We start from the raw sequence: 24,521 nt of genomic DNA, 5'->3' as shown, positions 1-24,521 counted from the left end.
AGCACTCAAACCTAAATTCAAACTTTAGTGAAATAATTAATGGGGATTACGTTTAGTTTTCGCTAATGGATGCATTTACAAGTTCGGCGGGATTGCCTGTTCCTGCCCCTCCGATTATAACAGATCCACCAGGAGGAATTTCACCATTCCATCCTGCATTCGTAATTACGTAATGATTATTTACTTTACTACTAATTTTAGAATCCCAAACTTGTGTTAAATTGCCGTTATAATCAAATTCTAATTTCCAGTTTTTAATAGGGTTCGTTCCGCTATTTTTAATTACAATCGAGAAGTTGTAACCACTTCCCCAATTTGAAGTGATTGAAAAGGAAGCATTACCATTTCCACCAGGAGGTGTTGTGTTAGCATCATCTGTTTTTACAATAATAGAAGTAGGCTGTGATTTATTCCCAGCAGCATCTTTTGCTACTATTGAAAATGTGTATTCTGTATTAGATTCTAAGTTTTTAATTGTAATGCTATTTGTTGTTGTACTCCATTTCTCTTCTCCAGCAGTAACTTCATATTCCGTAACTCCTACGTTATCAGTAGATGCAGTCCAGTTTAATTGAACTGAGTTTGAATTTTTATTTGTAACAGCAATATTTTTTACGTTTGTTGGTGATTCAGTATCTTTTTGAGTAATAGGTCCACCTAGTAATTCTTTTACTAACGTATCAAGTAATTTGGGCCCACTACAACTATATTTTGAACTTGTACGGCAATCCCCGCTAAGTTCCCAAAACATTGCGCCACTTAAACCTTTTGTCTTTATATAGTCTGTTTTATATTTCATAGATTCGTTGTCATCATAGCTAATAAACGTACCTGTAGTCGCATTATATAAATAAGGTACTTTCGCTACATCGTTCCATCCGCGAACAAAACCATTTTTATTAACATAATTAGCTGCTAAATCACCATAATCATACACACCTGTATCACCGGTAGAATAATCATCCCAAGTACCTTTAGAAGCGAGCTTTCCATCACTACCTGGTTTACAAGGTTGGTATTGTCCGTTATTTTCTTTTCCACAACTTTTCCATCCGCGTCCGTAAAATGGTACACCTAATACGAGTTTATCCGCTGGAACACCTTCATTTGTATAAATGTCTATCGCACCATCTACGTAAAATTTCGTATCCGCTGCTGGGTCATTTGGATCTTTGTATAGAGCTGCATTATGGTTAGAAGTAGCTTCCCATCCACCGTGGAAATCATATGTCATAATATTAATCCAATCCAGTATTTGAGAGATTTTCTTTAGCTCTGTATGATCGGCATAACGTTGGCTTGCACCTGATGCGATTGTTAGTAAATATTGTTTACCATCTTCTGCACCAGCTTTAGTTAATGCATTTCGAACTTCTTGAAGGAGTAGGGTGAAGTTTTGCTTATCTTCAGGACGATAACTATCACCAGGAATCGTTTCTACGCCCGGATATTCCCAATCTAAATCAACGCCGTCAAATCCATATTCGCGAAGAAAAGCTACTGTAGATTCAGCGAATACTTTTCTTGTTTTTTCATCCGCGGCCATGTCAGAAAAGCGGTTAGACCAAGTCCAGCCACCAACGGAAATAATTGTTTTTAGGTGAGGATACTTAGCTTTTAATCGTTTCAGTTCGCCGAAATTTCCGCAGCGTGCGTATTTATCACAATCTTCCCAAGTTGTACCTGAGCCAGGATAAGGTTTTGTGACATCAGCCCATGGTTCACCGAGTACGAGAGTGCCATTAGGGACCTCTTTATTTTGCAGTGGTACACCAGATTCTTTACAGTTCCACGTTTGTTTATTTGGATTATCGGGGTGAGTAGAAGGGTTTCCATGTTTTCCATTCCAGCAAATATCAGCGAAAGCATAGTTTAAATGGGTTAGCTTTGATGCATCAATGTCTGCAACTTGATAATTACGTCCGTAAATACCCCATGAAGGAAAATACCCAACAATTTTTTGACCTTGCTTCGGTGAATCTGCTAATGCGACATTTGGAGTAATAAAGTTTGTGAGAAAAAGAGGCAAGAAGAGTAGTAGGGATAGTAATAGCAGTGTGAATTTTTTTGATCTCATAGTCATTTCTCCTTTCAAAGTAAAAGATATATTTAAAGGCATGCGCCAATAAATCAAAATGAATCTAGACGTATGAAACGTCTAGAAAAAAATGATCAGACATCACGAAGTCTATACAAGGGAGCTGGGGTGATTAAATCGTAGCAAATGTAAGATTTGGTGTAAACGCTTTATTTGATTCAAAAAGATTTTCTCAATATTAAATGGCTCTAATATAGACTACATATGAAAATAAAATATTGATTAGGGAAGAAAAGGCTCTTTGTAATTAAATTTGAGAAAAAATTGTATGAGGTCAACTTGTAATGGCATAGCAAGATGAGAAAATATCATGTAAAATAATAGTAAAAATATGTAAAGGAGGGAATGGTGTGGATGTGTTTTTGAACATTGCTGAAGAAAAAATTCGACAAGCAATACGGAATGGAGACCTTGATCATATTCCTGGAAAAGGAAAACCACTACAATTAGAAGACCTTTCAATGGTACCTCCAGAACTTAGAATGAGTTATAAAATATTAAAAAATGCAGGTATGATTCCACCAGAAATGGAACTACAAAAAGATATATTAAAAATAGAAGACTTAATTGCGTGCTGTTATGATGAAGTAGAGAGAAAAAAATTACAAGAAGAGTTAACAGCAAAAATGCTTCGTTTTCAGCAGATAATGGAAAAGAGAAAGATTAAAGAGAATTCGGCTTTTCGTATGTATCAAGATAAGGTATTTCGTAAATTACGCTAAGAGGGATAAGATGACTACATTTAAAACGATAGAAGAATTAGCGACATATATTGAAGAACAACAATTAGTACTTCTGTTTATTAAAACGGAAAATTGTGGTGTTTGTGATGTTATGCTAAGAAAAGTAAATTGCGTATTAGAGAATTATGATTACGTAGAGAAAGTAGAAATATTACTACAAGACATGCAAGAGATTGCGGGGCGATATGCAGTATTTACAGGACCAACAGTTTTATTATTTTATAATGGAAAAGAGATCCTTCGTGAATCGCGCTTCATTTCACTTGAAAATCTAGAGAGAACGATTCAATTATTCGAAGATTAAGGGAGGCTTTTATATGGAATTTATTATTGTCATACTATTATTTGTTGTAGTTGGAACGATCGTAACAGCAGTTCGATCAAACAAAAAGAAGGTAAATCTTACGAAACAAAATAACATTCATAATTCATCTAACAGTTCATCACCATTATTTTTCTTTGCTGGATCTGATAATGATAGCTCGCACGATGGAGGTTCACATGATTGTGGAGGATCTTTCGGTGGAGATAGCGGAGGCAGCTGCGATGGTGGTGGAGGTGGCGGTGATTGATGAGAATGCGCCCTATAGGGGGCGTATTTCTTTTTAAACAAACGTTTGATTAGTTGGCTTACCTATGCATAAAAACAATTAAACAAACGTTTGATTAAATATTTTTAACATACTAAGGGGAATGGAAATGAAAAGGGAGCCAAAAGTGAAAAATAAGGGGAAAGTAGTGTTATTTTTATTAGCTGCGGGAGGCGTATTTCTTGTCAAATTAGGATTTAAAATTGGAATAATACATACGATTCGAACGTGGTTTGAGAGTACGTTTTCTTAAATAAGGAATATAGCCTCTTGCGATAGAGGTTTTTTATTTGTTATTATTAGACTGAACGGTCGGTTTAAAGAGGTGTGAATATGAGAAGAAGCGCAGAAGAGATAAAGAAAGAAATTGCATATAAAGCGGAAAGTCTGTTTTCACAGAAGGGCTATGCAGCTACATCTATGGAAGAGATTTGTGAAATTACAGAGCGAAGTAAAGGGAGCATTTATTATCACTTTAAAAGTAAAGAAGAATTATTTTTATTTGTAGTAAAACAGCATACGTATGATTGGCTTGAAAAATGGAATGAAAAAGAGAAATTGTATAGTACCAGTACTGAAAAACTATATGGTCTCGCGGAATACTATGTAGAGGACATACAGCAACCCATTTCAAATGCAATAGAGGAATTCTCTATGAGCCAAGTTGTAAGTAAAGAGATTTTGGATGAACTGTTAGCTTTAACTAGAGAATCATATGTTATGTTTGAGCAATTAATTGAAGCGGGTATACAGTCTGGAGAGTTTCGTGAAGAGAATACGCGAGATCTTATGTATATTGTGAATGGATTATTATCAGGGCTTGGAGTACTTTACTACGAATTAGATCATAAAGAGCTGAAACGTATTTATAAAAAGGCAATAGATGTATTGTTAAAAGGGATGGCAGCTGAATAATAAGTCAGTTGCTTTTCTTACAAAACAAATTAGACCGAACGGTCGGTTTATGAAAGAGGAATGAAAATGAACGCTTTATTTAAAAACCGAGCATTTATGCTCGTTATGACATCTGATATTTTACAACAATTTGCAATTTGGATTAGAAATATGGCTCTTTTGTATTTCATAATGGAGCGAACGAATAATGATCCGGTTTCAGTTTCGTTGTTATCGGTTATGGAATATGCACCTATTTTTATTTTCTCGTTTATCGGTGGTGCGCTAGCTGATCGCTGGAATCCGAAAAGAACAATGGTTGCTGGGGATGTGTTAAGTGTACTGTCTATTATCGGAATTGTCTTGTTGTTAAAGCTGGATTATTGGCAGGCTATATTTTTTGCAACACTCATTTCTGCGATTGTAGGTCAGTTTTCTCAACCATCATCTTCGCGTATATTTAAGCGCTATGTAAAGGAAGAACAGGTGGCAAATGCGATTGCATTTAACCAAACATTACAGTCATTATTTATGATTTTTGGACCAGTGGTAGGCTCGCTTGTGTATACACAACTTGGCTTATTTACGTCACTATATAGCTTAATCATTTTATTTTTGTTATCTGCTATCGCTCTTTCATTTTTACCAAAATGGGTTGAACAAGAGCAAGTGGCGAGAGATTCATTAAAAAATGATATAAAAGAGGGGTGGAAATACGTTCTTCATACGAAAAATTTACGTATGATTACAATCACTTTCACCATTATTGGCTTAGCTGTTGGACTATCGAATCCATTAGAAGTATTTCTTGTAATAGAACGGCTTGGAATGGAAAAAGAAGCAGTTCAATATTTAGCCGCAGCTGATGGAATAGGTATGTTAATTGGTGGTATTGTTGCTGCAGTTTTCGCTTCAAAAGTGAATCCGAAAAAGATGTTTGTATTCGGTATGAGCATATTAGCAATATCATTTTTAGTAGAAGGGCTATCTACATCATTTTGGATTACTAGTTTCATGAGGTTTGGAACAGGTATTTGTTTAGCTTGTGTTAATATCGTTGTCGGTACGCTTATGATTCAACTTGTACCGGAAAATATGGTTGGAAGAGTAAATGGAACAATTTTACCACTGTTTATGGGCGCTATGCTAATTGGAACTTCACTAGCTGGAGGATTAAAGGAGATGACCTCACTAGTTACTGTGTTTTGTATAGCAATGGCACTTATTTTATTAGGGATAGGGCCAGTTCTACGCATGCAAATAAAGAAAGAAGATGTCGTTAATAAAGAGGAACTAACAAATTCATTAGCTTCGAAATAACTATTGTAAGGGAGCAAAATTGCTCCCTTTTTCTTTGAGGAACTTTTGACAACTATATGAGCCAATTATATACTGATGTTGTAAAAACGATTTTACAGGTTAGGAGCAATGGTGTGAAAAATCAAATCTATGAATTACGCACTGAAAATAATATTTCACAAGGCGCATTAGCTGATAAATGCAAGGTTTCTAGACAGACGATAAATGCAATTGAGAATAATAAATATGATCCAAGCTTAGCGTTAGCCTTTCGTTTAGCGGAAGTATTAGGAACAACTGTTGATAAATTATTTTTGTACAAGCAGTAGAGTCTCTCATTGTAAGGCGCACCGTTAAAAATAAAAAATATCCCCTTCTCATGTGAAGAGGATATTTTTCTTATAGCGTTTTCGTTTTTGGACTAGGTGGTGTAACGGATGTATCATTTTCGGGAACTCTAGTTAGTAAAAATCCACCAATAATAAACAGGACAATAATACTAAGGACACCAGCGTTTGTTTTTCCAGTTAATTGCGTTGTAACACCGACTAATACTGGACCCATAATTGCTGCGAACTTACCAAATATATTATAAAATCCGAAGAATTCATTAGCAGATTCTTTTGGTACTAGTTTTGCAAAATAGGAACGACTAAGTGCTTGAATACCACCTTGAGAAGTGGCAACTAACATTGCTAAAATCCAGAAATCAAGTGTCGTTTTTAAGAAATAAGCATATGTGCAGATAATGATATAAATAATAATACCGACATATAGCATCTTTTTACCTGTAAATGTTTCTGATAACTTTCCGTATAATAAAGCGAATGGACAAGCTACAATTTGTGTTACAAATAAGATGATTAATAGGTTCGTTGCACTAATACCGAGATCTGTTCCGTAAGCGGTAGACATAGTAATAATGGTATCGACCCCGTCAATGTAGAAAAAGTAAGCAATTAGGAACATAAATACAGTTTTATATTCTTTAATGTTTTTAAAAGTACTAGCAAGGCGTTTGAAGCTCATTGTAATTGGTCTTGGGTGACGTTCAATATAATGTGTTTGCTCTACATTTTTTAGCATTGGAATTGTAAATAACCCCCACCAAAGAGCTGTTATCGCGAATGAAATTTGACTAGCAATACCAACGGATAAAGGAATAGTTCCTTTTTGAGCAAGAATAATAAGAGCGATACAACCAATAAAAGGAATAGTACTCCCAATATAGCCTAAAGCGAAACCTCTCGTAGAAATTCGATCCATTCTATCTTCAGAAGTGACATCTACTAAAAATGCATCATAAAAAATGTTTGCTCCCGCAAAACCGACTAATGCGAGCATATAGCAGCCTAGTAATAAGTACCACTGAGATGTTGGGACGACTGCTAGCATACTTGTAAATACGATACCGAGTCCAAAGAAGAATGTGAAAAATCGTTTTTTAAATCCTTTATAATCAGCGACTGTGCCGAGAATAGGGGCAAGTATAGAAATTAAAAGTGTAGCGAACGAGTTTGTATATCCCCAATATGCTGTTGAAGTTGCACCAGATAGTCCAGCTTCTTTTGCAGCTGTTTTAAAGTAAATTGGGAATAATGCAGTTGTAATGACGAGCGAATATACCGAGTTCGCCCAATCGTATAATATCCAGCTTTTTTCTTGTCTGGACATTTTTTTCATATAGTGTTCCCCCTTAAATTTGTTCTACTAACAGTGTACAAAAATAAAAATTGTAAAAAGAGAAACAGTGATGATTTTTACATAACTTTTACATATATACACAGTTCTTTACAATTGAAGTAAATCCTCTACAATTGACCCGTCTGTTTCACCTAAGTGTAAACCGAGTAGTCTAGCGATAGTTGGACCTTCATCAATAAGTCTCATATACGGAATGGTAACGCCTTCTTTGATACCTTTCCCAGCAGCGATAAAAATTGTTTCATAGTTAGGTTTTGTTGGAGAGTATCCATGTGTACCAAATGTATATTTTTTACTAGGCGTAACATCTTTTTCGGTAATTTCCTTTATAAAATCTCCTGTATAGTTTTCAGTGAAATAATACCCTTCTCGCGCTTCTAACATAAATAAACAATTACCATCTGCACCGCAGTCTTTTGCAGCTTCATCATGAAGCATAAATTCAATTCCATTTTGTTTATTTTGAAGCAGGTCTTCAAGGAGTAGTTGTACTTCCCGAATTGTATCCGTATCGTTTTTGTCTTTCACATATACATAGGCAGAGCCGTCGCAACTTTGACAATAGACCTTCCAGTCTACTAATTTTCCTTTTGTATTTAGAGATATAAGCCCTTTTTGATGAAATAGTACATTTAATTGAATGGCTTTGTTTTCACTTAAAGCGCTATGGTCACCAAGAGCGATAATTGTACTCTCTTCATATAGATTACTGTCTTTTAAAGCTTGAATAATTTTACCTAGCCTTTCATCATGTCTATGAATTGCAGCTATTGTTTCTTTGGATTCAAAGCCGTGATAGTGTCGTTGGGTATCTAAATCGGTGAAATGTACAAACATGACATTAGGCTTTTTTGTCTGGATTGTATGCACGGTAGAAGCAAGTACGAAATCATCGAGTTCAGGTTGTGACAGTCCATTTCGTATATGGCCGAAGCGCCGATTCAAATCTAATTGGTATAGCGGGCTACCGCTAAATAATGAAACTAAAACTTGATTTTGCCACGGTCTATTTGGAAAGATTTCTGGTAAATTGTAATCAATATTTGCTCTGCCAGTCACAGGCCAAAGAAGGGCAGCTGTCGTTAAATTTGCTTTACGTGCTTCATCGTATAAAGTTGTTCCTTTAATGGATTTTCGGTACCAATGCCAATCTGGTGACTCGCATCCAGGTTGAAGTAATGTATTGCTAACAACACCGTGCTTGTTAGGGTAATTACCGGTTACGATTGTTGAGTGGCTTGGATATGTTACAGAAGGATAAATTGGTTCTACTTTTTCGACAACCGTGCCCTTTTTTATTAGAGATTGGAAATGAGGTAATTTTTGTAGTATAGGAAAATCTAAAGCTGATAAACAGTCGAATGATAAAATAATGACACGATTCGTTAATGCTGTACCCATAGAGTAATCCTCCTAATTATATAAAACCTATTATTATATATTACTATTAATACCTAGTAATAAAAATATATTTTTAGGTGAAAATTTATTATTTATTTTCAGAAAAATCAAATATATAATAAGTATAAGGGAATCTAGGGAAGGAGGGAATAGTATGGACTGGCTAGATGGGTTCGGTATCTTTTACATCATTGGCGTAATCACGATTATCCTTGTATTTGCTATTTCGTATTTACTAAAGAAACGGTTTCCAGATAAACAGTTTGATATTATATTTGCACTTAGTTTAATACTTCTTTGTTTAGTATCCTTTCCCGTTACAATGATGGTTATTGGTGGATGGGAAGGAATGGGATATGGATTTATTGGTTTCTTCGTTCTACTGGGTACACTTATCGGTATGATTGCACATCAACTTGTAAAAATCTCGCGAAAAAGCTACGTATAAAACTGCAAAAAATGAAAAGAATATATAAAAGTAAGAAAATTAGCTATTGTTTTAAAAAAGAATTTGTATTATGATAATCAACAAATTTATTTCGTTATAACGATGAAAAAGGACTAGTACATGTTTACCCTTTTTAGCAGAGAGAGAATCCGCTAGGCTGAAAGATTCTTAAAAAGGCGATATGGAACCTACCTTCGAGTTCTGCATATGCAGCGGGAATTTCCCGTTATCAAAAAGAGAGCATGCACAATTTTTGTGCATGAATCAGGGTGGTAACGCCGGCAAAGCTCGGTCCCTATTTAGGGACGCGGGCTTTTTTGTATTTTCTAAAAGGAGGAAGACTGACTATGGCAAAAGAACAAGTACAAGCGATTACGAAGATGGAAGAGGACTTTGCACAGTGGTACACAGATATTGTGAAAAAAGCAGAACTTGTTGATTATTCGAGTGTAAAAGGATGTATGATTCTACGTCCGTACGGTTATGCCTTATGGGAAAATATGCAGAAGGTTATGGATGAAAAGTTAAAAGCAACTGGTCATGAAAACGTGTATATGCCAATGTTTATCCCAGAGAGTTTATTACAAAAAGAGAAGGATCATGTAGAAGGATTTGCTCCTGAAGTAGCATGGGTGACACATGGCGGGGATGAAAAGTTAGCGGAGAGACTTTGTATACGCCCTACATCTGAAACTTTATTCTGTGAGCATTTTTCAAAAATTGTGCAATCCTATAATGATTTGCCAAAGCTGTATAATCAGTGGTGTTCAGTAGTTCGTTGGGAGAAAACGACGCGACCATTCCTTCGTACAACGGAATTCTTATGGCAAGAGGGTCATACAATTCATGAAACAGCAGAAGAATCTCAAGCTGAAACGTTAAATATTTTAAATCTATATGCTTCTTTCTGTGAAGACTACTTAGCGATACCAGTAATTAAAGGACAAAAAACAGAAAAAGAAAAATTTGCGGGCGCAAAGGCAACTTATACGATTGAAAGCTTAATGCATGATGGGAAAGCACTTCAAACAGGAACATCCCATAACTTTGGAACGAATTTCTCTGAAGCATTTGATATTAAATTTTTAGATCGTAACGGTAAGTGGCAATATGTACACCAAACATCTTGGGGTGTATCAACAAGAATGATAGGTGGACTTATTATGGTTCATAGTGATAATAATGGGCTTGTAATGCCTCCTAAAGTCGCACCAGTGCAAGTTGTTATTGTGCCGATTGCTCAGCATAAAGAAGGTGTTTTAGCGAAAGCAACAGAGTTACAAGGATATATTCAAAAGGTTGCACGAGTGAAAATAGATGCTAGTAATAAAACTCCAGGCTGGAAATTTAATGAGTATGAAATGAAGGGCATTCCAATTCGATTAGAAGTTGGTCCTAAAGATATTGAAAAGAATCAAGTCGTACTTGTAAGAAGAGATACGAAAGAAAAAGAATTTATCTCAATGGATCAATTAGAAAAACGCATTCCAGCACTACTTGAGGAAATTCATAGTTCTTTATTTAATAAGGCAAAAGTATTCCGCGATGAGCATACGTATAGTGTGACGAATTTCGAAGAGCTGAAAAAAGTAGCTGATGAAAAGCAAGGGTTTATTAAGGCAATGTGGTGCGGGGAATTAGCTTGTGAAGAGAGACTAAAAGAAGAAGTTGGAGTATCTTCACGCTGTATGCCTTTTGAGCAAGAGCATGTAGCTAATGAATGCATTTGTTGTGGTAAAGAAGCTCAGCAAATGGTGTATTGGGGAAAAGCGTATTAATGCCCTTTTTGATAGAGAATGAAAAGGACTTTGGGCTGCATAATAAACTGCAATCCAAAGTCCTTTTTAGTTCTGCAATTTGTTTCATGTATGTTTTAGATGGAAGGATGTGGTTTTATTTTGCATTTTTACGGCGAATAAATAGTAACATACCGATTAGGAATGTTGAAAGTCCCATTAAAATAGATGCAGGATAATGTGTTGCCGTATTAGGTAACTTATCGCCTTGTTCTTTCGCATTATCTTTTACATTGCCCCCCTGAGAACTGCCATCGCCTTTAACGCGGTTGCCACCTTGAGAACTGTTATCACCTTTAACACGGTTGCCGCCCTGAGAGCCATTACCACCTTGAGAACTGCTATCGCCTTTAACACGGTTGCCACCTTGAGAGCCACTGCCGCCAGAACCGTTGCCACTAGAGCCACTGCCACCAGAACCGTTGCCACCAGAACCGTTGCCACCAGAGCCGCTGCCACCAGAACCACTGCCGCCAGAACCGTTGCCACCAGAGCCACTGCCGCCAGAACCGTTGTCACCAGAGCCATTGCCACCAGAACCGTTGCCACCAGAGCCACTGCCGCCAGAGCCATTGCCACCAGAACCGTTGCCACCAGAGCCACTGCCACCAGAGCCATTGCCACCAGAACCGTTGTCACCAGAGCCACTGCCGCCAGAACCACTGCCACCAGAAGAACCATTGCCACCAGAAGAACCATTGCCACCAGAACCGTTGTCACCAGAGCCATTGCCGCCAGAGCCATTGCCGCCAGAACCACTGCCGCCAGAACCGCTGCCGCCAGAACCATTGCCGCCAGAACCGTTGCCGCCAGAACCACTGCCGCCAGAACCGCTGCCGCCAGAACCATTGCCATCAGAACCGCTACCGCCAGAACCATTGCCGCCAGAACCGTTGCCACCAGAACCACTGCCATCAGAACCGCTACCACCGGAACCACTGCCGCCAGAACCGTTACCACCAGAACCGTTACCACCAGAACCACTATCGTCCTGAGAACCACTGTTTCCTGGTGGTTTATTATTATCTTTTGAGTTGCCTTCTGCTAAATGATCGTTATTTTGTACAATTGCGTTTGTTGCTGGAGAGAAGTTTTCAGTTGCTGCACTACCGATATTTAAACCACTAAAAAAAGATAAAGAGAGTGTTGATGCTAAAATGAAGATTTTCGTCATTGTTTTCCTCCTAAGAAATTAATATTCCATCTAAAATACATCCCTTTGTAATATTTCTTAGGAAAAAGAGTTTTATGCAAAAAAAACTATATATAGAAAAAGGTGGTGTATTTCTGAAGAGAGAAAAGAGTTAGTGTAAATTCTTTATAATAGTAGAGTGGTGGGAATTTTACACTCATTACAGTAGAGGAAGTGACAGCAGATGAAAGAATATATTGCATTTGATATTGGTGGTACACAAATTAAATATGGAATTGTTTCAGAAACAGGAACAGTACTAAAGCATAAAACAGTTCCAACAGAAATTCATTTGGGTGGGGAACAAATCATTCAAAAGCTTATTCTTCTATCCCGAAAATTAATGAATGAACATACGATTTCGGGAATTGGCATTAGTACTGCGGGAATTGTTAATATTCATAAAGGAGTTGTAACGGGAGGGGCGGAGCATATTCCGAACTACTCGACTATTCCTATTGTTGATAGATTGCAAGAGGTATTACAAGTTCCTGTGTCCGTTGAAAATGATGTGAATTGTGCAGCTTTGGGTGAGAGGTGGAAAGGTATTGGAAACGGAAAAAGAAATTTTATTATGCTTACTCTTGGAACTGGTATTGGGGGAGCGATTTTTATAGATGGAGAGTTATACAGGGGACATTCTTTTAGTGCTGGTGAATGGGGAAATATGTTAATAGAAGGAAAGCAGTTTGAAGAGGTCGCTTCGATTTCAGGGTTAATTCGTCTTGTACGAAAATATAAAGGTGAAAGTGATTGGAATGGAAAAACAATTTTCGAATTGTATGATAAAGGAGATAAGGAAGTTACGCAAATAGTTGAGGTTTTCTTTAAACATTTAGCGATTGGAATTAGTAATCTTGCTTATATTTTTAATCCAGAAATGATTGTTATAGGTGGAGGAATTACTGATAGAGGAAATAAGTTCTTAAAAGAAGTAAAAGAAGGGATTGATAAATATTTGAATAAAGAGATTTACAGTGATTGTGAGATTGAACTTGCACAAAACGGAAATTGTGCAGGAATGATTGGTGCTATTTACCACTTCTTACATCATCATAAGTAAATTATATGAATGTTTTCATATAACTGAGAATTTATCCTTTTTATCACTAGGTAAATAATGCTACAATATAAGGGAAGAATACAATATTTTCCGCCTTGGAAAATGCTTTGTAGAAAGGAAGAAACTGCATGCCTATTATTTTAGAAAAAGGTCAAAAGATCGATTTAACGAAAGGACAACCAAAAGTAGCAAAACTACAGGTTGGCTTAGGCTGGGATCCAATTGGGCAATCAGGTGGGTTTCTGTCTTCATTATTTGGAAGTAAACCAAATGTAGATTGTGATGCATCTGTTGTTATGTTAGAAGGGGATCGCTTTTTAAACAAAAACGATTTAGTTTACTTCGGAAACAAGCTTTCTACTTGTGGTAGTATTATTCATTCAGGAGATAATTTAACAGGTGAAGGCGCTGGTGATGACGAAACAATTTTCGTAGAATTACATAAAGTTCCGAGCCGTATTAATCGTTTAGTATTCGTTGTAAATATTTATGACTGTGTAAATCGTCGTCAAGATTTCGGGATGATTCGTAATGCATATATTCGGATTCAAAACCCGCAAACTGGTGAAGAATTAGCACGCTATAATTTATCGGATAATTATGCTGGCAAAACGACTCTAATCGCAGGTGAAATGTATCGCCACGGAAGTGAATGGAAGTTTTCAGCTGTTGGAGAAGGCACACAAGATAAAAACTTAAGTGAGATTGTATCACGTTATCAATAAAATAAACCGAGGAGGAATTGAATATGGCATCAATTTCATTGAAAAAAGGACAAAAGGTAGACTTAACAAAAACTAATCCAGGTCTTTCAAAAGTTCTTGTAGGACTTGGTTGGGATACGAATCGCTATGACGGACAAAACGATTTCGATTTAGATGTTAGTATTTTCTTAGTAGGTGCTAACGGTAAAGTTTCAGGTGCAGAGGATTTCGTTTTCTATAATAACCCTAAAGGTGCGAATGGTGCTGTAGAGCATTTAGGAGATAACCGAACTGGTGACGGTGAAGGTGATGACGAAGCGATTAAAGTAGATTTAAAAAATGTACCTGCACATATCGAACGTATTTGCTTCACAATTACAATTTATGACGGAGAAGGCCGTAGCCAAAACTTCGGACAAGTTTCTAACTCTTTCGTACGTATTCTTGATGAAGAAAAAAATGCAGAGTTAATTCGTTACGATTTAGGAGAAGATTTCTCTATTGAAACAGCTGTTGTAGTAGGTGAACTATACCGTCATGCAGGTGACTGGAAGTTCAATGCAATCGGAAGTGGATTCCAAGGTGGATTAGCGTCTCTATGTAATAATTTCGGTTTAGATGTAGAGTAATAGATTTGCCCCGCATTAACGGGCAGTAGACCCCCATCTCAAAATTTAGCGAGAGCAAAGAAGTTAGGTGGGGATCAACTACCCGTAAAAGCCCGATTGGTTCAACTAATAATCAGTGGGGGATGAAGAAAACCCCCACTGATTAAAGTTTCACTTTATATATCCATCGGTGAAACAGATGTTTACTGATGGATATATTTTTAAATATTAAAATATAGAGGTGAGTATAAATGGTAATTCAATTGCAAAAAGGACAGAAGATTGATTTAGGTAAGACAAGCCCTGGTTTAACAAAAGCAGTAATTGGTCTTGGGTGGGATATTAAATCTTATGATGGTGGATCAGATTTCGATTTAGATGCATCTGCTTTTTTATTAGATGCGAACGGAAAATGTACGAAGGAAACTGATTTTATCTTCTATAACAATTTACAGTCTCCTTGTGGATCTGTTTTACATACAGGAGATAACCGTACAGGTGAAGGTGACGGGGATGATGAGCAACTTGTTGTAGATTTGAAAAAGGTTCCAGCAGATGTTCATAAAATTGCTATTACAGTTACAATTTATGATGGAGAAGGCCGTAATCAAAACTTTGGACAAGTCGGAAACGCATTCGTTCGTTTAGCAAATGAAGAAACAAACGAAGAAGTTCTTCGTTTTGATTTAGGAGAAGATTTCTCCATTGAAACAGCAGTTGTCTTTTGTGAATTATACCGTCATAATGGACAGTGGAAGTTTAATGCAGTAGGAAGTGGATTCCAAGGTGGCTTAGGTGCGCTTGTAAGAGCGTATGGCTTGGATGCATAGAAAGGAAACGATATTCGTTTCCTTTTTTTGACCTTTCTATAAATCTAGCAAAGAATAGGGGATAAAGGTAAGATGAGTATTTTGCAAGGAATCCTTGATACGTATGCTCAGTTTTTCGACTTGGACATGTGGATTAAAGTGTTGCAAGATCCAGTATCTTGGGGATTAATAGGTACACTTGTTGTACTTGAAGGGTTATTATCTGCTGATAATGCACTTGTATTAGCGGTAATGGTAAAACACCTTCCAGAAGAAAAACGTAAAAAAGCATTATTCTATGGACTTATTGGAGCTTATGTATTCCGATTTATTGCAATTGGAATTGGAATGTTCTTAATTAAATTAGCTTGGGTAAAAGTGTTAGGTGCACTTTACTTAGCTTGGCTATCAATTAAATACTTCATTGATAAAAGAAAAGGTAATGCAGAAGAAGAGGAAGCTCATGGTATGAACCAAAACAGTATTCTCTTCAGAATGTTTGGTGTCTTCTGGGGAACAGTTGCGATGGTTGAATTAATGGATATCGCGTTCTCTGTAGATAGCGTGCTTGCTGCGTTTGGTGTATCAAATGAAGTTTGGATTCTATTATTAGGTGGAATGCTCGGTATTTTAATGATGCGTGGGATCGCTGGTGTATTCTTAAAATTATTAGAGCGTATTCCAGAACTTGAAACGACAGCATATATTTTAATCTTAATTATTGCAGCAAAAATGTTACTGTCTGTTATTCATATTGAAGTAAGTCATACACTGTTCTTTATTATTTTAGTTGTAGCATTTGGAGCAACATTTATACTTCACTACATGAAGAATTCTGGACAAGCTAAAGAAGAAGTTGCAGCTACTAAAAATAATCATAAATAATTGAAATGGGTTTGCTCGTTTTGCGAGCGCCCATTTTTTATAACCAAAAATAGTTTATAATAGAAGAAGGACTTAGAAAAAACGTAAATGTTTTTGGAGGTGAACTGTTGTGTTTTCACGTTTTACACTTCAACCATATGCATTAAAAGATGAATCAGATTTAAAGCAATTTGAAACACTTTTAGAAAAACGCCCACAATATGAACTGACAGAGAATGAGATGAAATTTAGTTATATAGCATGTCGAATTATTGGCGTTCCTAATGATGTAGATGAATATTTTAATGAACTATTTGATTATAGTGAAGCGAAAGGAATTGAAGTTTTACACGAACAAAATTTAAACAAAGTGATTGATTCAGAAAAGCTTCGTCACATTCAAGAAGTGTTCGGATTACATCAAGAAGCACCAAATGGTCTGACAGTAAATAGGTTAGTGGCACACTTATCTGGGAAACAACTTTTACCGAAAGTAGACAATCCTGACTTACAGCATTATATACATACGACGTTCATTTCAGTATTGAAATTATATGAGAAACAACATAATCAATCTTTAAAGACAGAAGGCTTCCGTCGTTTCTTAATCGACATGATTAAATTAAGCGAAAATTACGTCGCGAAGTGGTTCTCTACGGTTAATTATAAGAAACAAATGCCGCGTATCGTTTGGTATGGGGATGCGACGGAGAGCCGTATATATTTCTTATACTTCCTTATTATGCTCGGCTGCGATGTACTTTATTATCACCCAGAAGGAAAAGATGGATTTGAGAGTGTTGATGAAGAGGGAAGGACTTTTATTGTGTCTCATCCAGGCCGTATTTCTCTTGAACCATTTCCAGATCGTCGCCGCGAGCGTGTTGCAACAGTAGCATATCAAGCTTCAAAGGAAATTGAACAAGTACTTCACCACGATAATTCACTATTATACAAGCCGTGGCAATTCCGTTCCTATACGCCTGTAGCTCGTACACTAAAAACAACATACGATGAACTCTTTTTAATCACGAAAGAAAAGGCGTTTGTACGCCCGACATTCTTTGTTGAAAATAAACACATTTATATCCCTTCTTTATTTGCGAAAATATCAGGTGTTTCAAAGAATGATAAAGAGTATTTTCAGCGATTAAAGGCTGTTACATCATTTGATAACAGTTTATTAATTAATACATTTCCGTTTACGAAAGAACAAAAAGCAAATTTCCAATATCATTATCGAGATGCATTAGACCGTGCGGGGAAATTACATCCAGATTTAATTATGAACAGTCATTGGTGGCCGCATAAACGATTGCCAGAAGGATTACAACATGGTATTGCAGAAGCGATTATCCATACGTGTGAAAGTGAAATGTGTAAACCAATTGCAAAAGAGACGAAACAAGATGTAGCGCTATATGTTTTCGCGCAACTTTCTCAAATACCACCGAATATTTTAGAACAGCTTGAGAAATTTGATTATTCACAAGATGTACCGAAAATTGTTATATTTAATAATGAGAAGAGTGGAGAATTAACTCGTTCTGATGCTGTTTTATTACTATTTTTAAATCAAATAGGAGTAGATGTATTCCACTTCAATCCAACGGGACGAAATGATATTGAACCGTATATTGATGCAGCAGCATTTGATTCACATTGGCTTGAAGAAGTTAATTTCGATCTTGAGTTTCATGGTTCATCAGCCTATAAAAATTTATCACAAACAATAAAAGGACTATTTCGTCCATTTTTATAAGGAAAGGGAGAATACGATATGAATAACCCAGTCGTACTAGATTCGAAAACAGAATTAAATGAGCAAACAGCACAAGATGTTCGCTTGCAACTTAGACAAGATGCAGATGTGCAACGTATTTATAATGCGGTAGATATTAAAGATCAGTTAGAATTAATTGAACTTGGAAAAGAACCTTCTATGGAAATTTCACGCTTTGCAGATCAAATTTTACATACAATGTCTCTGTCAAAAATAGAAGACTCTGGTGAGTTATTAAAACAGCTTGGTAAAATTATGGACAGGTTTGATAGCAAAGACTTTGCGGAAGAGAAAAGCGGTTTCTTCTCACGTATGTTCAAAAAAGCGGATAAAATGATTGAACAAATCTTTAGCAAGTATCAAACGATGGGCCGTGAAATTGATAAAGTGTACGTGGAAATTACGAAGTATCAAGATGAAATGAAAAAATCAATTGGTACGTTAGACGGGTTATATGAGCAAAACTTAAAATATTACTTAGATTTAGAAAAATACGTAGTAGCAGGAGAAATGTTATTAGATCGTTTAAATACAGAGCTAGTTCCGATGTATGAAGAGCGTGTACGTAATAATGATCAATTGGCAGGTATTGAGTTAGAGTCGCTTAAAAACTCTGTTGAAATTTTAGAACAACGTATTGATGATTTAGAAAAAGCACGTATGGTTGCTTTACTTACAGCACCACAAATTCGTATGATTCAACGTGGTAATAATAAATTAATTGGTAAAATCAATACAGCGTTTATTACAACGATTCCTATCTTTAAAAATGGTATCATTCAAGCGGTAAATGCGAAGCGTCAAAAGCTTGTTGCAGATTCTATGGCTGAACTGGATCGTCGTACAAATGAATTACTTAAGAAAAATGCACAAAATATCGCAACGCAAAGTGTGGAAGTAGCGAGATTATCAGGTTCTTCTAGTATTAAGATGGAAACACTTGAGGAAACTTGGAACATTATTTCAAGAGGTATGCAAGAAACACAACAAATTGAAGAGCAAAACAAACGTGAGCGTGAAGAAAGCCGTAAGCGTATGGCTACATTAACAGAGAACATCAAAAAAGAATTACAAGGATAAAGTGAAACTTCAATCAGTGGGGTTTTGTTCTTCCCCACTGATTATTAGTTGAACCAATCGGACATTTATGGGCAGTTAATCTACCACCTAACTTCTTTGCTCAAGCTGAATTTTGAGGTGGGAGTTTTACTGTCCGGCGAATAGTGGGATAAATGAAAAGGCAATGAGGATTGTTCCTCATTGCCTTTTAGTTTCTTTTCACTAATTTAATGATCTCATTCACAACAAGTGGAATGATACTTAATAAAAGAACAAATCCCCAATCTCGCATCGTTAACGCATGCACACCGAATATATTTGCAAGGGGTGGGATGGAGATGATACAAACTTGCATAAGAACACCGATAAGAAGGGAGAAGACTAAATATTTATTTGTAAAAATCCCAATTGAAAAAATTGATTTCGTTCTTGAACGCAAGTTAAATGAATGAACGAGCTGAGAAAAACTAAGAACAACAAATGCCATCGTTTGAGCGTGTAATAGAGCATCTTCATCAATTTTCTCTGGGAAAAGAGGGAATAAATTTGTATCTCCAGTATAGAATTTTGCTCCGACGATAAAGGCTGCTAGCGTTAAAAATCCAATTATAGCGCCATTGAAAATAAGAAAAGGGACACTACCGCTAAATAGGCTTTCTTTCGCACGGCGTGGTTTTTCTTTCATCACATCTGAATCTTCAGGATCAACGCCAAGTGATAATGCAGGAAGTGTGTCGGTAATTAAATTGACCCACAAAATGTGAATTGGTCGTAATGGTGTCGCCCAGCCAAGTAAAATCGCTAAAAATAAAGCGATAATTTCTCCAAAGTTACATGAGAGTAAGAAGAGAATTGATTTTTTTATGTTACGATAAATATTTCTACCTTCCTCAACAGCTTTCACAATAGATGAGAAATTATCATCTGTTAATACTACATCCGCTGCCCCTTTTGCAACGTCTGTTCCTGTAATACCCATCGCTACGCCAACATCTGCTTGCTTTAAAGATGGAGCATCATTGACACCATCACCAGTCATAGAAACGATATTACCCTTCGCGCGTAATGCCTTTACAATTTTCACTTTATGCTCCGGAGAGACCCTAGCGAATACATGTAAGTGATTAATTTTGCTTGCTAGTTCTGTATCTGAAATATTATCTAATTCAGTTCCAATCATAATTTCAGATATGTCTTCGGCAATGCCAAGCTCTTTGGCAATTGCAAAGGCGGTATCTTTATGGTCACCAGTAATCATAACTGTGCGAATACCGGCTTTTTTACATTCTGAAATTGAATCTTTTACTTCAGTTCGTGGTGGATCAATCATACCGACAAGACCAATAAAGATGAGGTTTTCTTCAAGATGATCTATATCCACATTGCTTGAATTGTATTGTTTAAATGCGAATGAAAGTACTCTTAAAGCTTCTTGAGACATTGCCCTGGCAGCTTCTAATATTTGATTTTTATCAGCATCTGTTAGAGCCTCGATTTTACCGTTTTTAAATATGTGGGTACATCGAGGTAAGAGTTTATCAATAGCGCCTTTCGTCATGCTATAGTAGCTTTCATCGTATGTATGTATGGTTGACATCATTTTACGATCTGAATCGAAAGGCAGCTCATTAACGCGTTCATGTATCTTTTCTAAATGATCTTTTTGCATGTTAAAAGTGTTTCCGGCAACAAGAAGGGCGATTTCTGTAGGGTCCCCTGTTTGTGAATCGGAACCGTAAGACGCATCGTTGCATAGCACCATATTTTCTAACAATAGTCGTTGCGCATCATTATTTATATTTAAATTTTTTAAGTGATCGTATGTGTTATCACTATAAAAGTGAGTAACGGTCATTTTATTTTGCGTTAACGTACCTGTTTTATCTGAACAAATAATTGTGACAGAACCGAGAGCTTCCACAGCTGGAAGTTTACGAATAATAACATTTTGTTTAATCATTCGTTGCACACCAATTGCAAGAACGATGGAAACGATAGCTGGCAAACCTTCTGGAATAGCTGCAACGGCTAAACTAATAGCAGTCATAAACATTTCTAGCGTATCCCGTCCTTGTAAAAAGCCGATGAGAAACATAACGATACAAATAGCTACAGCGACAAAGCCTAAATACTTTCCGACTTGTGCTAAGCTTTTTTGAAGTGGTGTCATATCATCGTCTGCTTCATGTAACAGGGTAGCAATCTTACCAATTTGTGAGTTCATTCCTGTTTCAACAGCAATACCGACACCGCGTCCGTATGTTACAAGAGTAGACATAAATGCCATGTTTTTTTGATCGCCTAACGGCACTTGCTCATCACTTTGCATAGAAGGGTGGTAGATTGCATCTTTATCAACAGGGACAGACTCACCAGTTAGAGCAGATTCTTCAACTTTTAAATTTGCAGTTTCGATAAGCCGTAAATCGCATGGTATATACCGTCCGGCATCAAGCATAACGATATCACCTGGAACGACGTGCTCAGATGGAATCTCTTTTAGTTCACCATCTCGTTTGACGATAGCTTTAGGTGTCGCCATTTTTTTCAAGGCCTCTAAAGCTTGTTCTGCTTTCGATTCTTGGATGACACCGATAACAGCGTTTAAAACTACAACGAGCGCGATAATACTTGCATCAGCCCATTCACCTACAAAAGCAGAAATAAGGGCAGCAATAATAAGGACATATACGAGGACGTCATTAATTTGGGCGAAAATACGCTGCCATAAAGAGCGTTTTTGTTTTGTAGCTAATTCATTAGAGCCGTATTGCTGTAAACGTTCATTTACAATTTCATCTGTTAAACCGTGTTGTTCGTTTGTTTCTAGGTCGATTAATGTTTGATCTTTCGTCTTACTGTACCAATTGCTCATAAGTAAGCACCTCCAGTAAAAACAGTTAGCAATGGTAGTGTTGCTATTATTTGTGAGTAGTATGTATGGAGAAAAAATCTAAGGTGAGGTTCTACTTCTATTGTACAGTATTTTACAGTTGGGTGAGGGGAAGAGAAGAGTTGTCATGAATTTGTTGGAAATAAAAAAGAGCCTCATATAAGCGAGGCTTTTTTTACTTTTTAATTAATGTACCTAATTCTTCTGTAATAGCTTGCATTTCACTAATGCTGAATGTTTCACGTTTCATAACATGCTCATAAATGTCACGTAAGTCTTCGTACATTTCTTCATTAAAACTAGCAGCTCTCATCGCTCCAGCATTAACCATACGTAATTTTTCTTTAATAGCTTCGACCATATATTCAACGTTTTCTTCTGACTTTACGGATAAATCCACCGAAGTGTCCCCCTTTAAAATAACATAAGGCTATCTTAACATTTTTTATCATTTTCGTTAATGAATCTTTTCAATCCTATTAAATTAGTAGGGATTTCCTTTATAATTAATAATTGGTTGTTTATACTATAATTATATATTAAGAAATACACCAAGAAGGGAAGAAACAAAAATATGGTTCAAGTATTGTTTGTTTGTCTTGGGAACATTTGTCGTTCTCCGATGGCAGAAGCGATTTTTCGAGATCTTGTCGTAAAAGAGGGACTTGAAGAGAAAATTGTCATTGATTCTGCGGGAACTGGAGATTGGCATATTGGTCATCCGCCACATAAAGGAACACAAAAAATTTTAAAAGAAAATGCAGTCACTTTTGAAGGAATTAAAGCAAGGCAAGTAGAAAAAGAAGACTTAACAAAGTTTGATTATATTATTGCCATGGACAACAAGAATATAGCAGATTTAAAAAGTTTAGGTAAAACTGGAGGCTATATTGGTAGGCTGTCCGATTTTGTTCCAGACGGTGGCTGGACAGACGTTCCCGACCCTTACTATACAGGGAATTTCCAAGAAGTATATGACCTTGTAACAGAAGGGTGTGCAAAGCTATTAGCTTTCATTCGAAATGAACAAGGAATATGAGGAAGCTTAGAAAGAAATACTTTCTAACATAAGAAATGAAAGGGTGAAGGAATATGGCAAAGAAAAATAATATTGCTCGAAACATTGCGATTGGTGTAGCTGCAGGTGTAGCTGTATCTATGTTGAAGAAAGAAAACCGTGAAAAAGTAAAAAATACTGCGGAAAAAGCAAAAACAAAGATGATTGAAATCGGTGAAAGTGCGAAGATAAAAGAAAAAGTGCAAACTGTTACAGATAAAGGACGCGAACTCGCTGACTTCAATGTAGTAAAAGCGAAAGTAGCAGAAATTAAAAAATTGACGCCGTCTGTTGTAGAGACGTTAAAAGAAACGAAAGAAATTTTTAGTAAGAAAAAGGTTGAGCCAGCAGAGAAGCCAGAAACGATTGAAATTCAAGCTGTATCTTCAAAAGTAGATGAGCTGAAAGCAGAAGAAGAGCCAGTAGTTGCTGAAGATGGCGGTATGAAAGAAGCGCGTGAACTATTTATGAAAGACTCTAATGTAGAGGAAAAAAAAACTGAAGCGTACATTGAGTTGAAGCAAGATAAAGAAGAGAAGAAAAGCGTTTAAACGTATATGAGAAAAATTTTAGAAAAGGTGAGAAGAAATCGTGCTTATTCGTTTGGTAAAGATTTGTATGACCGGACGATGCGTGATGATGTAGCGGGCTTGGCAGCACAGCTCGCTTATTTCTTCTTGCTTGCGATTTTTCCTGGGCTTGTTTTCTTAATTACGCTTCTTGGATTCATTGACCTTCAAACAGAAAGTGTGCTCAATTTATTAGAACCGTACGTACCGGAAGATGCAATGTCCTTAATTGAAGTAAACGTGGATAAAGTTGTAAATGAGCAAAATGGTGGTTTATTATCATTTGGTTTATTGTCAATGCTATGGTTTGCTTCAAACGGGGTAAATGCGGTTATGAATGCTTTTAACCGTGCGTATGATGTAACAGAAACACGTTCTTTTATTAAAACAAGAGCGTTATCAATTGTGTTTACGTTAGCTATCATTTTTATGATTGTGTTTGCGCTAATTGTTCCAGTGTTTGGACAAGTCATTGGGGCAGCGGTATTTAAAGCAATTGGTTTATCGGATAGTTTTTCTTACGTGTGGAGCATTACACGATTAGTAGCGAGTTTCTTCGTACTATTTGCATTGTTTAGTTTTTTATATACATTTGCACCAGATCGAAAGTTAAAAAGAAGAGAAGTCATTTCAGGAGCAACATTTGCTACTGTCGGATGGATTGTGGTATCGTACTCATTTGCTTATTATGTAGATAAGTTTGCGAATTACGCCAATACATATGGTGGTCTCGGTGGTATTATTATTTTAATGTTATGGTTTTACTTGACTGGATGGGTAATTTTACTTGGTGGCGAAATTAATGGTTTACTCCATCATTATAGGACGAGTGACAATAATTCCCGTAATGAAAAGTGAGCTCTTGTTCCATAATAAAAGGGAACAGGGGGGATATTTCATGAGTAATAATAAAAAGAATCACAACAATAAAAATAACAATAAACAAA

25 protein-coding genes and 1 other annotated feature are annotated in these 24,521 nt (G+C 36.5%); of the genes, 19 read left to right on the top strand and 6 right to left on the bottom strand.

Going from position 1 to position 24,521, the window contains the following annotated elements:
• Positions 1-52: 52 nt before the first annotated feature.
• Entirely contained in the window at positions 53-2,077 is a 2,025-nt protein-coding gene (locus ACUN28_RS27320) for a glycosyl hydrolase family 18 protein (RefSeq protein ID WP_016089477.1), read from the bottom strand.
• Between the two features lie 371 nt (positions 2,078-2,448).
• On the opposite strand from ACUN28_RS27320, the gene ACUN28_RS27315 reads away from it, so the two are divergent.
• The 7 genes from ACUN28_RS27315 (at position 2,449) to ACUN28_RS27285 (ending at position 5,953) form a co-directional block, all read left to right on the top strand.
• The gene (locus ACUN28_RS27315; protein ID WP_016089476.1) at positions 2,449-2,820 is read left to right on the top strand and encodes a DnaJ family domain-containing protein; all 372 of its coding nucleotides are present in this window, start codon (positions 2,449-2,451) and stop codon (positions 2,818-2,820) included.
• A 10-nt stretch (positions 2,821-2,830) separates the two neighbouring features.
• Entirely contained in the window at positions 2,831-3,145 is a 315-nt protein-coding gene (locus ACUN28_RS27310; RefSeq protein ID WP_016089475.1) for a thioredoxin family protein, read from the top strand.
• A gap of 13 nt (positions 3,146-3,158) precedes the next feature.
• A complete protein-coding gene (locus ACUN28_RS27305; RefSeq protein WP_016089474.1) occupies positions 3,159-3,413 on the top strand; it encodes a hypothetical protein in 255 nt (84 codons plus the stop codon).
• A gap of 127 nt (positions 3,414-3,540) precedes the next feature.
• Positions 3,541-3,684 carry a hypothetical protein gene (locus ACUN28_RS27300; protein ID WP_016089473.1) on the top strand — a complete coding sequence of 48 codons (144 nt, stop codon included), beginning with the start codon at positions 3,541-3,543 and terminating at the stop codon, positions 3,682-3,684.
• Positions 3,685-3,764: 80 nt separating this feature from the next.
• Positions 3,765-4,346, top strand: coding sequence for a TetR/AcrR family transcriptional regulator (locus ACUN28_RS27295; RefSeq protein WP_016089472.1), 582 nt, complete (start codon positions 3,765-3,767; stop codon positions 4,344-4,346).
• A gap of 66 nt (positions 4,347-4,412) precedes the next feature.
• Positions 4,413-5,645 carry an MFS transporter gene (locus tag ACUN28_RS27290; protein WP_016136995.1) on the top strand — a complete coding sequence of 411 codons (1,233 nt, stop codon included), beginning with the start codon at positions 4,413-4,415 and terminating at the stop codon, positions 5,643-5,645.
• A gap of 56 nt (positions 5,646-5,701) precedes the next feature.
• Positions 5,702-5,953 carry a helix-turn-helix transcriptional regulator gene (locus ACUN28_RS27285; protein WP_002023181.1) on the top strand — a complete coding sequence of 84 codons (252 nt, stop codon included), beginning with the start codon at positions 5,702-5,704 and terminating at the stop codon, positions 5,951-5,953.
• Between the two features lie 70 nt (positions 5,954-6,023).
• Here ACUN28_RS27285 and ACUN28_RS27280 read toward each other — a convergent pair whose 3' ends face one another.
• On the bottom strand, positions 6,024-7,307 hold the full coding sequence (locus ACUN28_RS27280) for an MFS transporter (protein ID WP_016089470.1): 1,284 nt from the start codon (positions 7,305-7,307) through the stop codon (positions 6,024-6,026).
• Between the two features lie 108 nt (positions 7,308-7,415).
• Positions 7,416-8,729 carry an alkaline phosphatase family protein gene (locus ACUN28_RS27275; RefSeq protein ID WP_016089469.1) on the bottom strand — a complete coding sequence of 438 codons (1,314 nt, stop codon included), beginning with the start codon at positions 8,727-8,729 and terminating at the stop codon, positions 7,416-7,418.
• Positions 8,730-8,883: 154 nt separating this feature from the next.
• Between ACUN28_RS27275 and ACUN28_RS27270 the strand changes: the two genes are divergently transcribed.
• Together ACUN28_RS27270 and proS are read left to right on the top strand one after the other, a co-directional pair.
• Entirely contained in the window at positions 8,884-9,177 is a 294-nt protein-coding gene (locus tag ACUN28_RS27270) for a YesK-like family protein (RefSeq protein WP_016089468.1), read from the top strand.
• 93 nt (positions 9,178-9,270) lie between these two features.
• Positions 9,271-9,477: a binding site (T-box leader), on the top strand.
• Positions 9,478-9,524: 47 nt separating this feature from the next.
• Entirely contained in the window at positions 9,525-10,955 is a 1,431-nt protein-coding gene (proS, locus tag ACUN28_RS27265; RefSeq protein WP_016136996.1) for a proline--tRNA ligase, read from the top strand.
• Positions 10,956-11,070: 115 nt separating this feature from the next.
• Here the strand turns inward: proS and ACUN28_RS27260 are convergent, their stop codons facing one another.
• On the bottom strand, positions 11,071-12,147 hold the full coding sequence (locus ACUN28_RS27260) for an LPXTG cell wall anchor domain-containing protein (RefSeq protein WP_116329464.1): 1,077 nt from the start codon (positions 12,145-12,147) through the stop codon (positions 11,071-11,073).
• A 202-nt stretch (positions 12,148-12,349) separates the two neighbouring features.
• Between ACUN28_RS27260 and ACUN28_RS27255 the strand changes: the two genes are divergently transcribed.
• The 7 genes from ACUN28_RS27255 (at position 12,350) to ACUN28_RS27225 (ending at position 19,076) form a co-directional block, all read left to right on the top strand.
• Positions 12,350-13,228: an ROK family protein gene (locus tag ACUN28_RS27255; protein ID WP_016136999.1), complete on the top strand. Its 879-nt coding sequence runs from the start codon at positions 12,350-12,352 to the stop codon at positions 13,226-13,228.
• Positions 13,229-13,356: 128 nt separating this feature from the next.
• On the top strand, positions 13,357-13,953 hold the full coding sequence (locus tag ACUN28_RS27250; protein ID WP_001121586.1) for a TerD family protein: 597 nt from the start codon (positions 13,357-13,359) through the stop codon (positions 13,951-13,953).
• Between the two features lie 23 nt (positions 13,954-13,976).
• Positions 13,977-14,561, top strand: coding sequence for a TerD family protein (locus ACUN28_RS27245; RefSeq protein WP_000146724.1), 585 nt, complete (start codon positions 13,977-13,979; stop codon positions 14,559-14,561).
• A 230-nt stretch (positions 14,562-14,791) separates the two neighbouring features.
• Positions 14,792-15,370, top strand: coding sequence for a TerD family protein (locus ACUN28_RS27240; protein WP_000236647.1), 579 nt, complete (start codon positions 14,792-14,794; stop codon positions 15,368-15,370).
• A gap of 72 nt (positions 15,371-15,442) precedes the next feature.
• Positions 15,443-16,234, top strand: coding sequence for a TerC family protein (locus tag ACUN28_RS27235; RefSeq protein ID WP_016089462.1), 792 nt, complete (start codon positions 15,443-15,445; stop codon positions 16,232-16,234).
• A gap of 109 nt (positions 16,235-16,343) precedes the next feature.
• Positions 16,344-17,975 carry a YceG family protein gene (locus ACUN28_RS27230; RefSeq protein ID WP_016137000.1) on the top strand — a complete coding sequence of 544 codons (1,632 nt, stop codon included), beginning with the start codon at positions 16,344-16,346 and terminating at the stop codon, positions 17,973-17,975.
• An 18-nt stretch (positions 17,976-17,993) separates the two neighbouring features.
• Positions 17,994-19,076, top strand: a complete 1,083-nt coding sequence (locus tag ACUN28_RS27225) for a toxic anion resistance protein (protein ID WP_001064411.1) — start codon at positions 17,994-17,996, stop codon at positions 19,074-19,076.
• A 187-nt stretch (positions 19,077-19,263) separates the two neighbouring features.
• Here the strand turns inward: ACUN28_RS27225 and ACUN28_RS27220 are convergent, their stop codons facing one another.
• A complete protein-coding gene (locus ACUN28_RS27220; protein ID WP_016089460.1) occupies positions 19,264-21,930 on the bottom strand; it encodes a cation-translocating P-type ATPase in 2,667 nt (888 codons plus the stop codon).
• Positions 21,931-22,123: 193 nt separating this feature from the next.
• A complete protein-coding gene (locus ACUN28_RS27215) occupies positions 22,124-22,348 on the bottom strand; it encodes a DUF1128 domain-containing protein (RefSeq protein ID WP_000366197.1) in 225 nt (74 codons plus the stop codon).
• 174 nt (positions 22,349-22,522) lie between these two features.
• On the opposite strand from ACUN28_RS27215, the gene ACUN28_RS27210 reads away from it, so the two are divergent.
• Genes ACUN28_RS27210 through ACUN28_RS27200 form a run of 3 tightly spaced genes read left to right on the top strand, consistent with a single transcriptional unit; the run spans position 22,523 to position 24,432 of the window.
• On the top strand, positions 22,523-22,987 hold the full coding sequence (locus ACUN28_RS27210; RefSeq protein WP_016089459.1) for a low molecular weight protein-tyrosine-phosphatase: 465 nt from the start codon (positions 22,523-22,525) through the stop codon (positions 22,985-22,987).
• A 53-nt stretch (positions 22,988-23,040) separates the two neighbouring features.
• Positions 23,041-23,556, top strand: a complete 516-nt coding sequence (locus ACUN28_RS27205) for a DUF4075 domain-containing protein (RefSeq protein ID WP_016137001.1) — start codon at positions 23,041-23,043, stop codon at positions 23,554-23,556.
• A gap of 6 nt (positions 23,557-23,562) precedes the next feature.
• Positions 23,563-24,432: a YihY/virulence factor BrkB family protein gene (locus ACUN28_RS27200; RefSeq protein ID WP_016133536.1), complete on the top strand. Its 870-nt coding sequence runs from the start codon at positions 23,563-23,565 to the stop codon at positions 24,430-24,432.
• Positions 24,433-24,521: the final 89 nt, after the last annotated feature.

It is taken from the genome of Bacillus sp. WC2507 (assembly GCF_052656125.1).
This window is presented reverse-complemented; position numbering and strand designations above follow the sequence as displayed.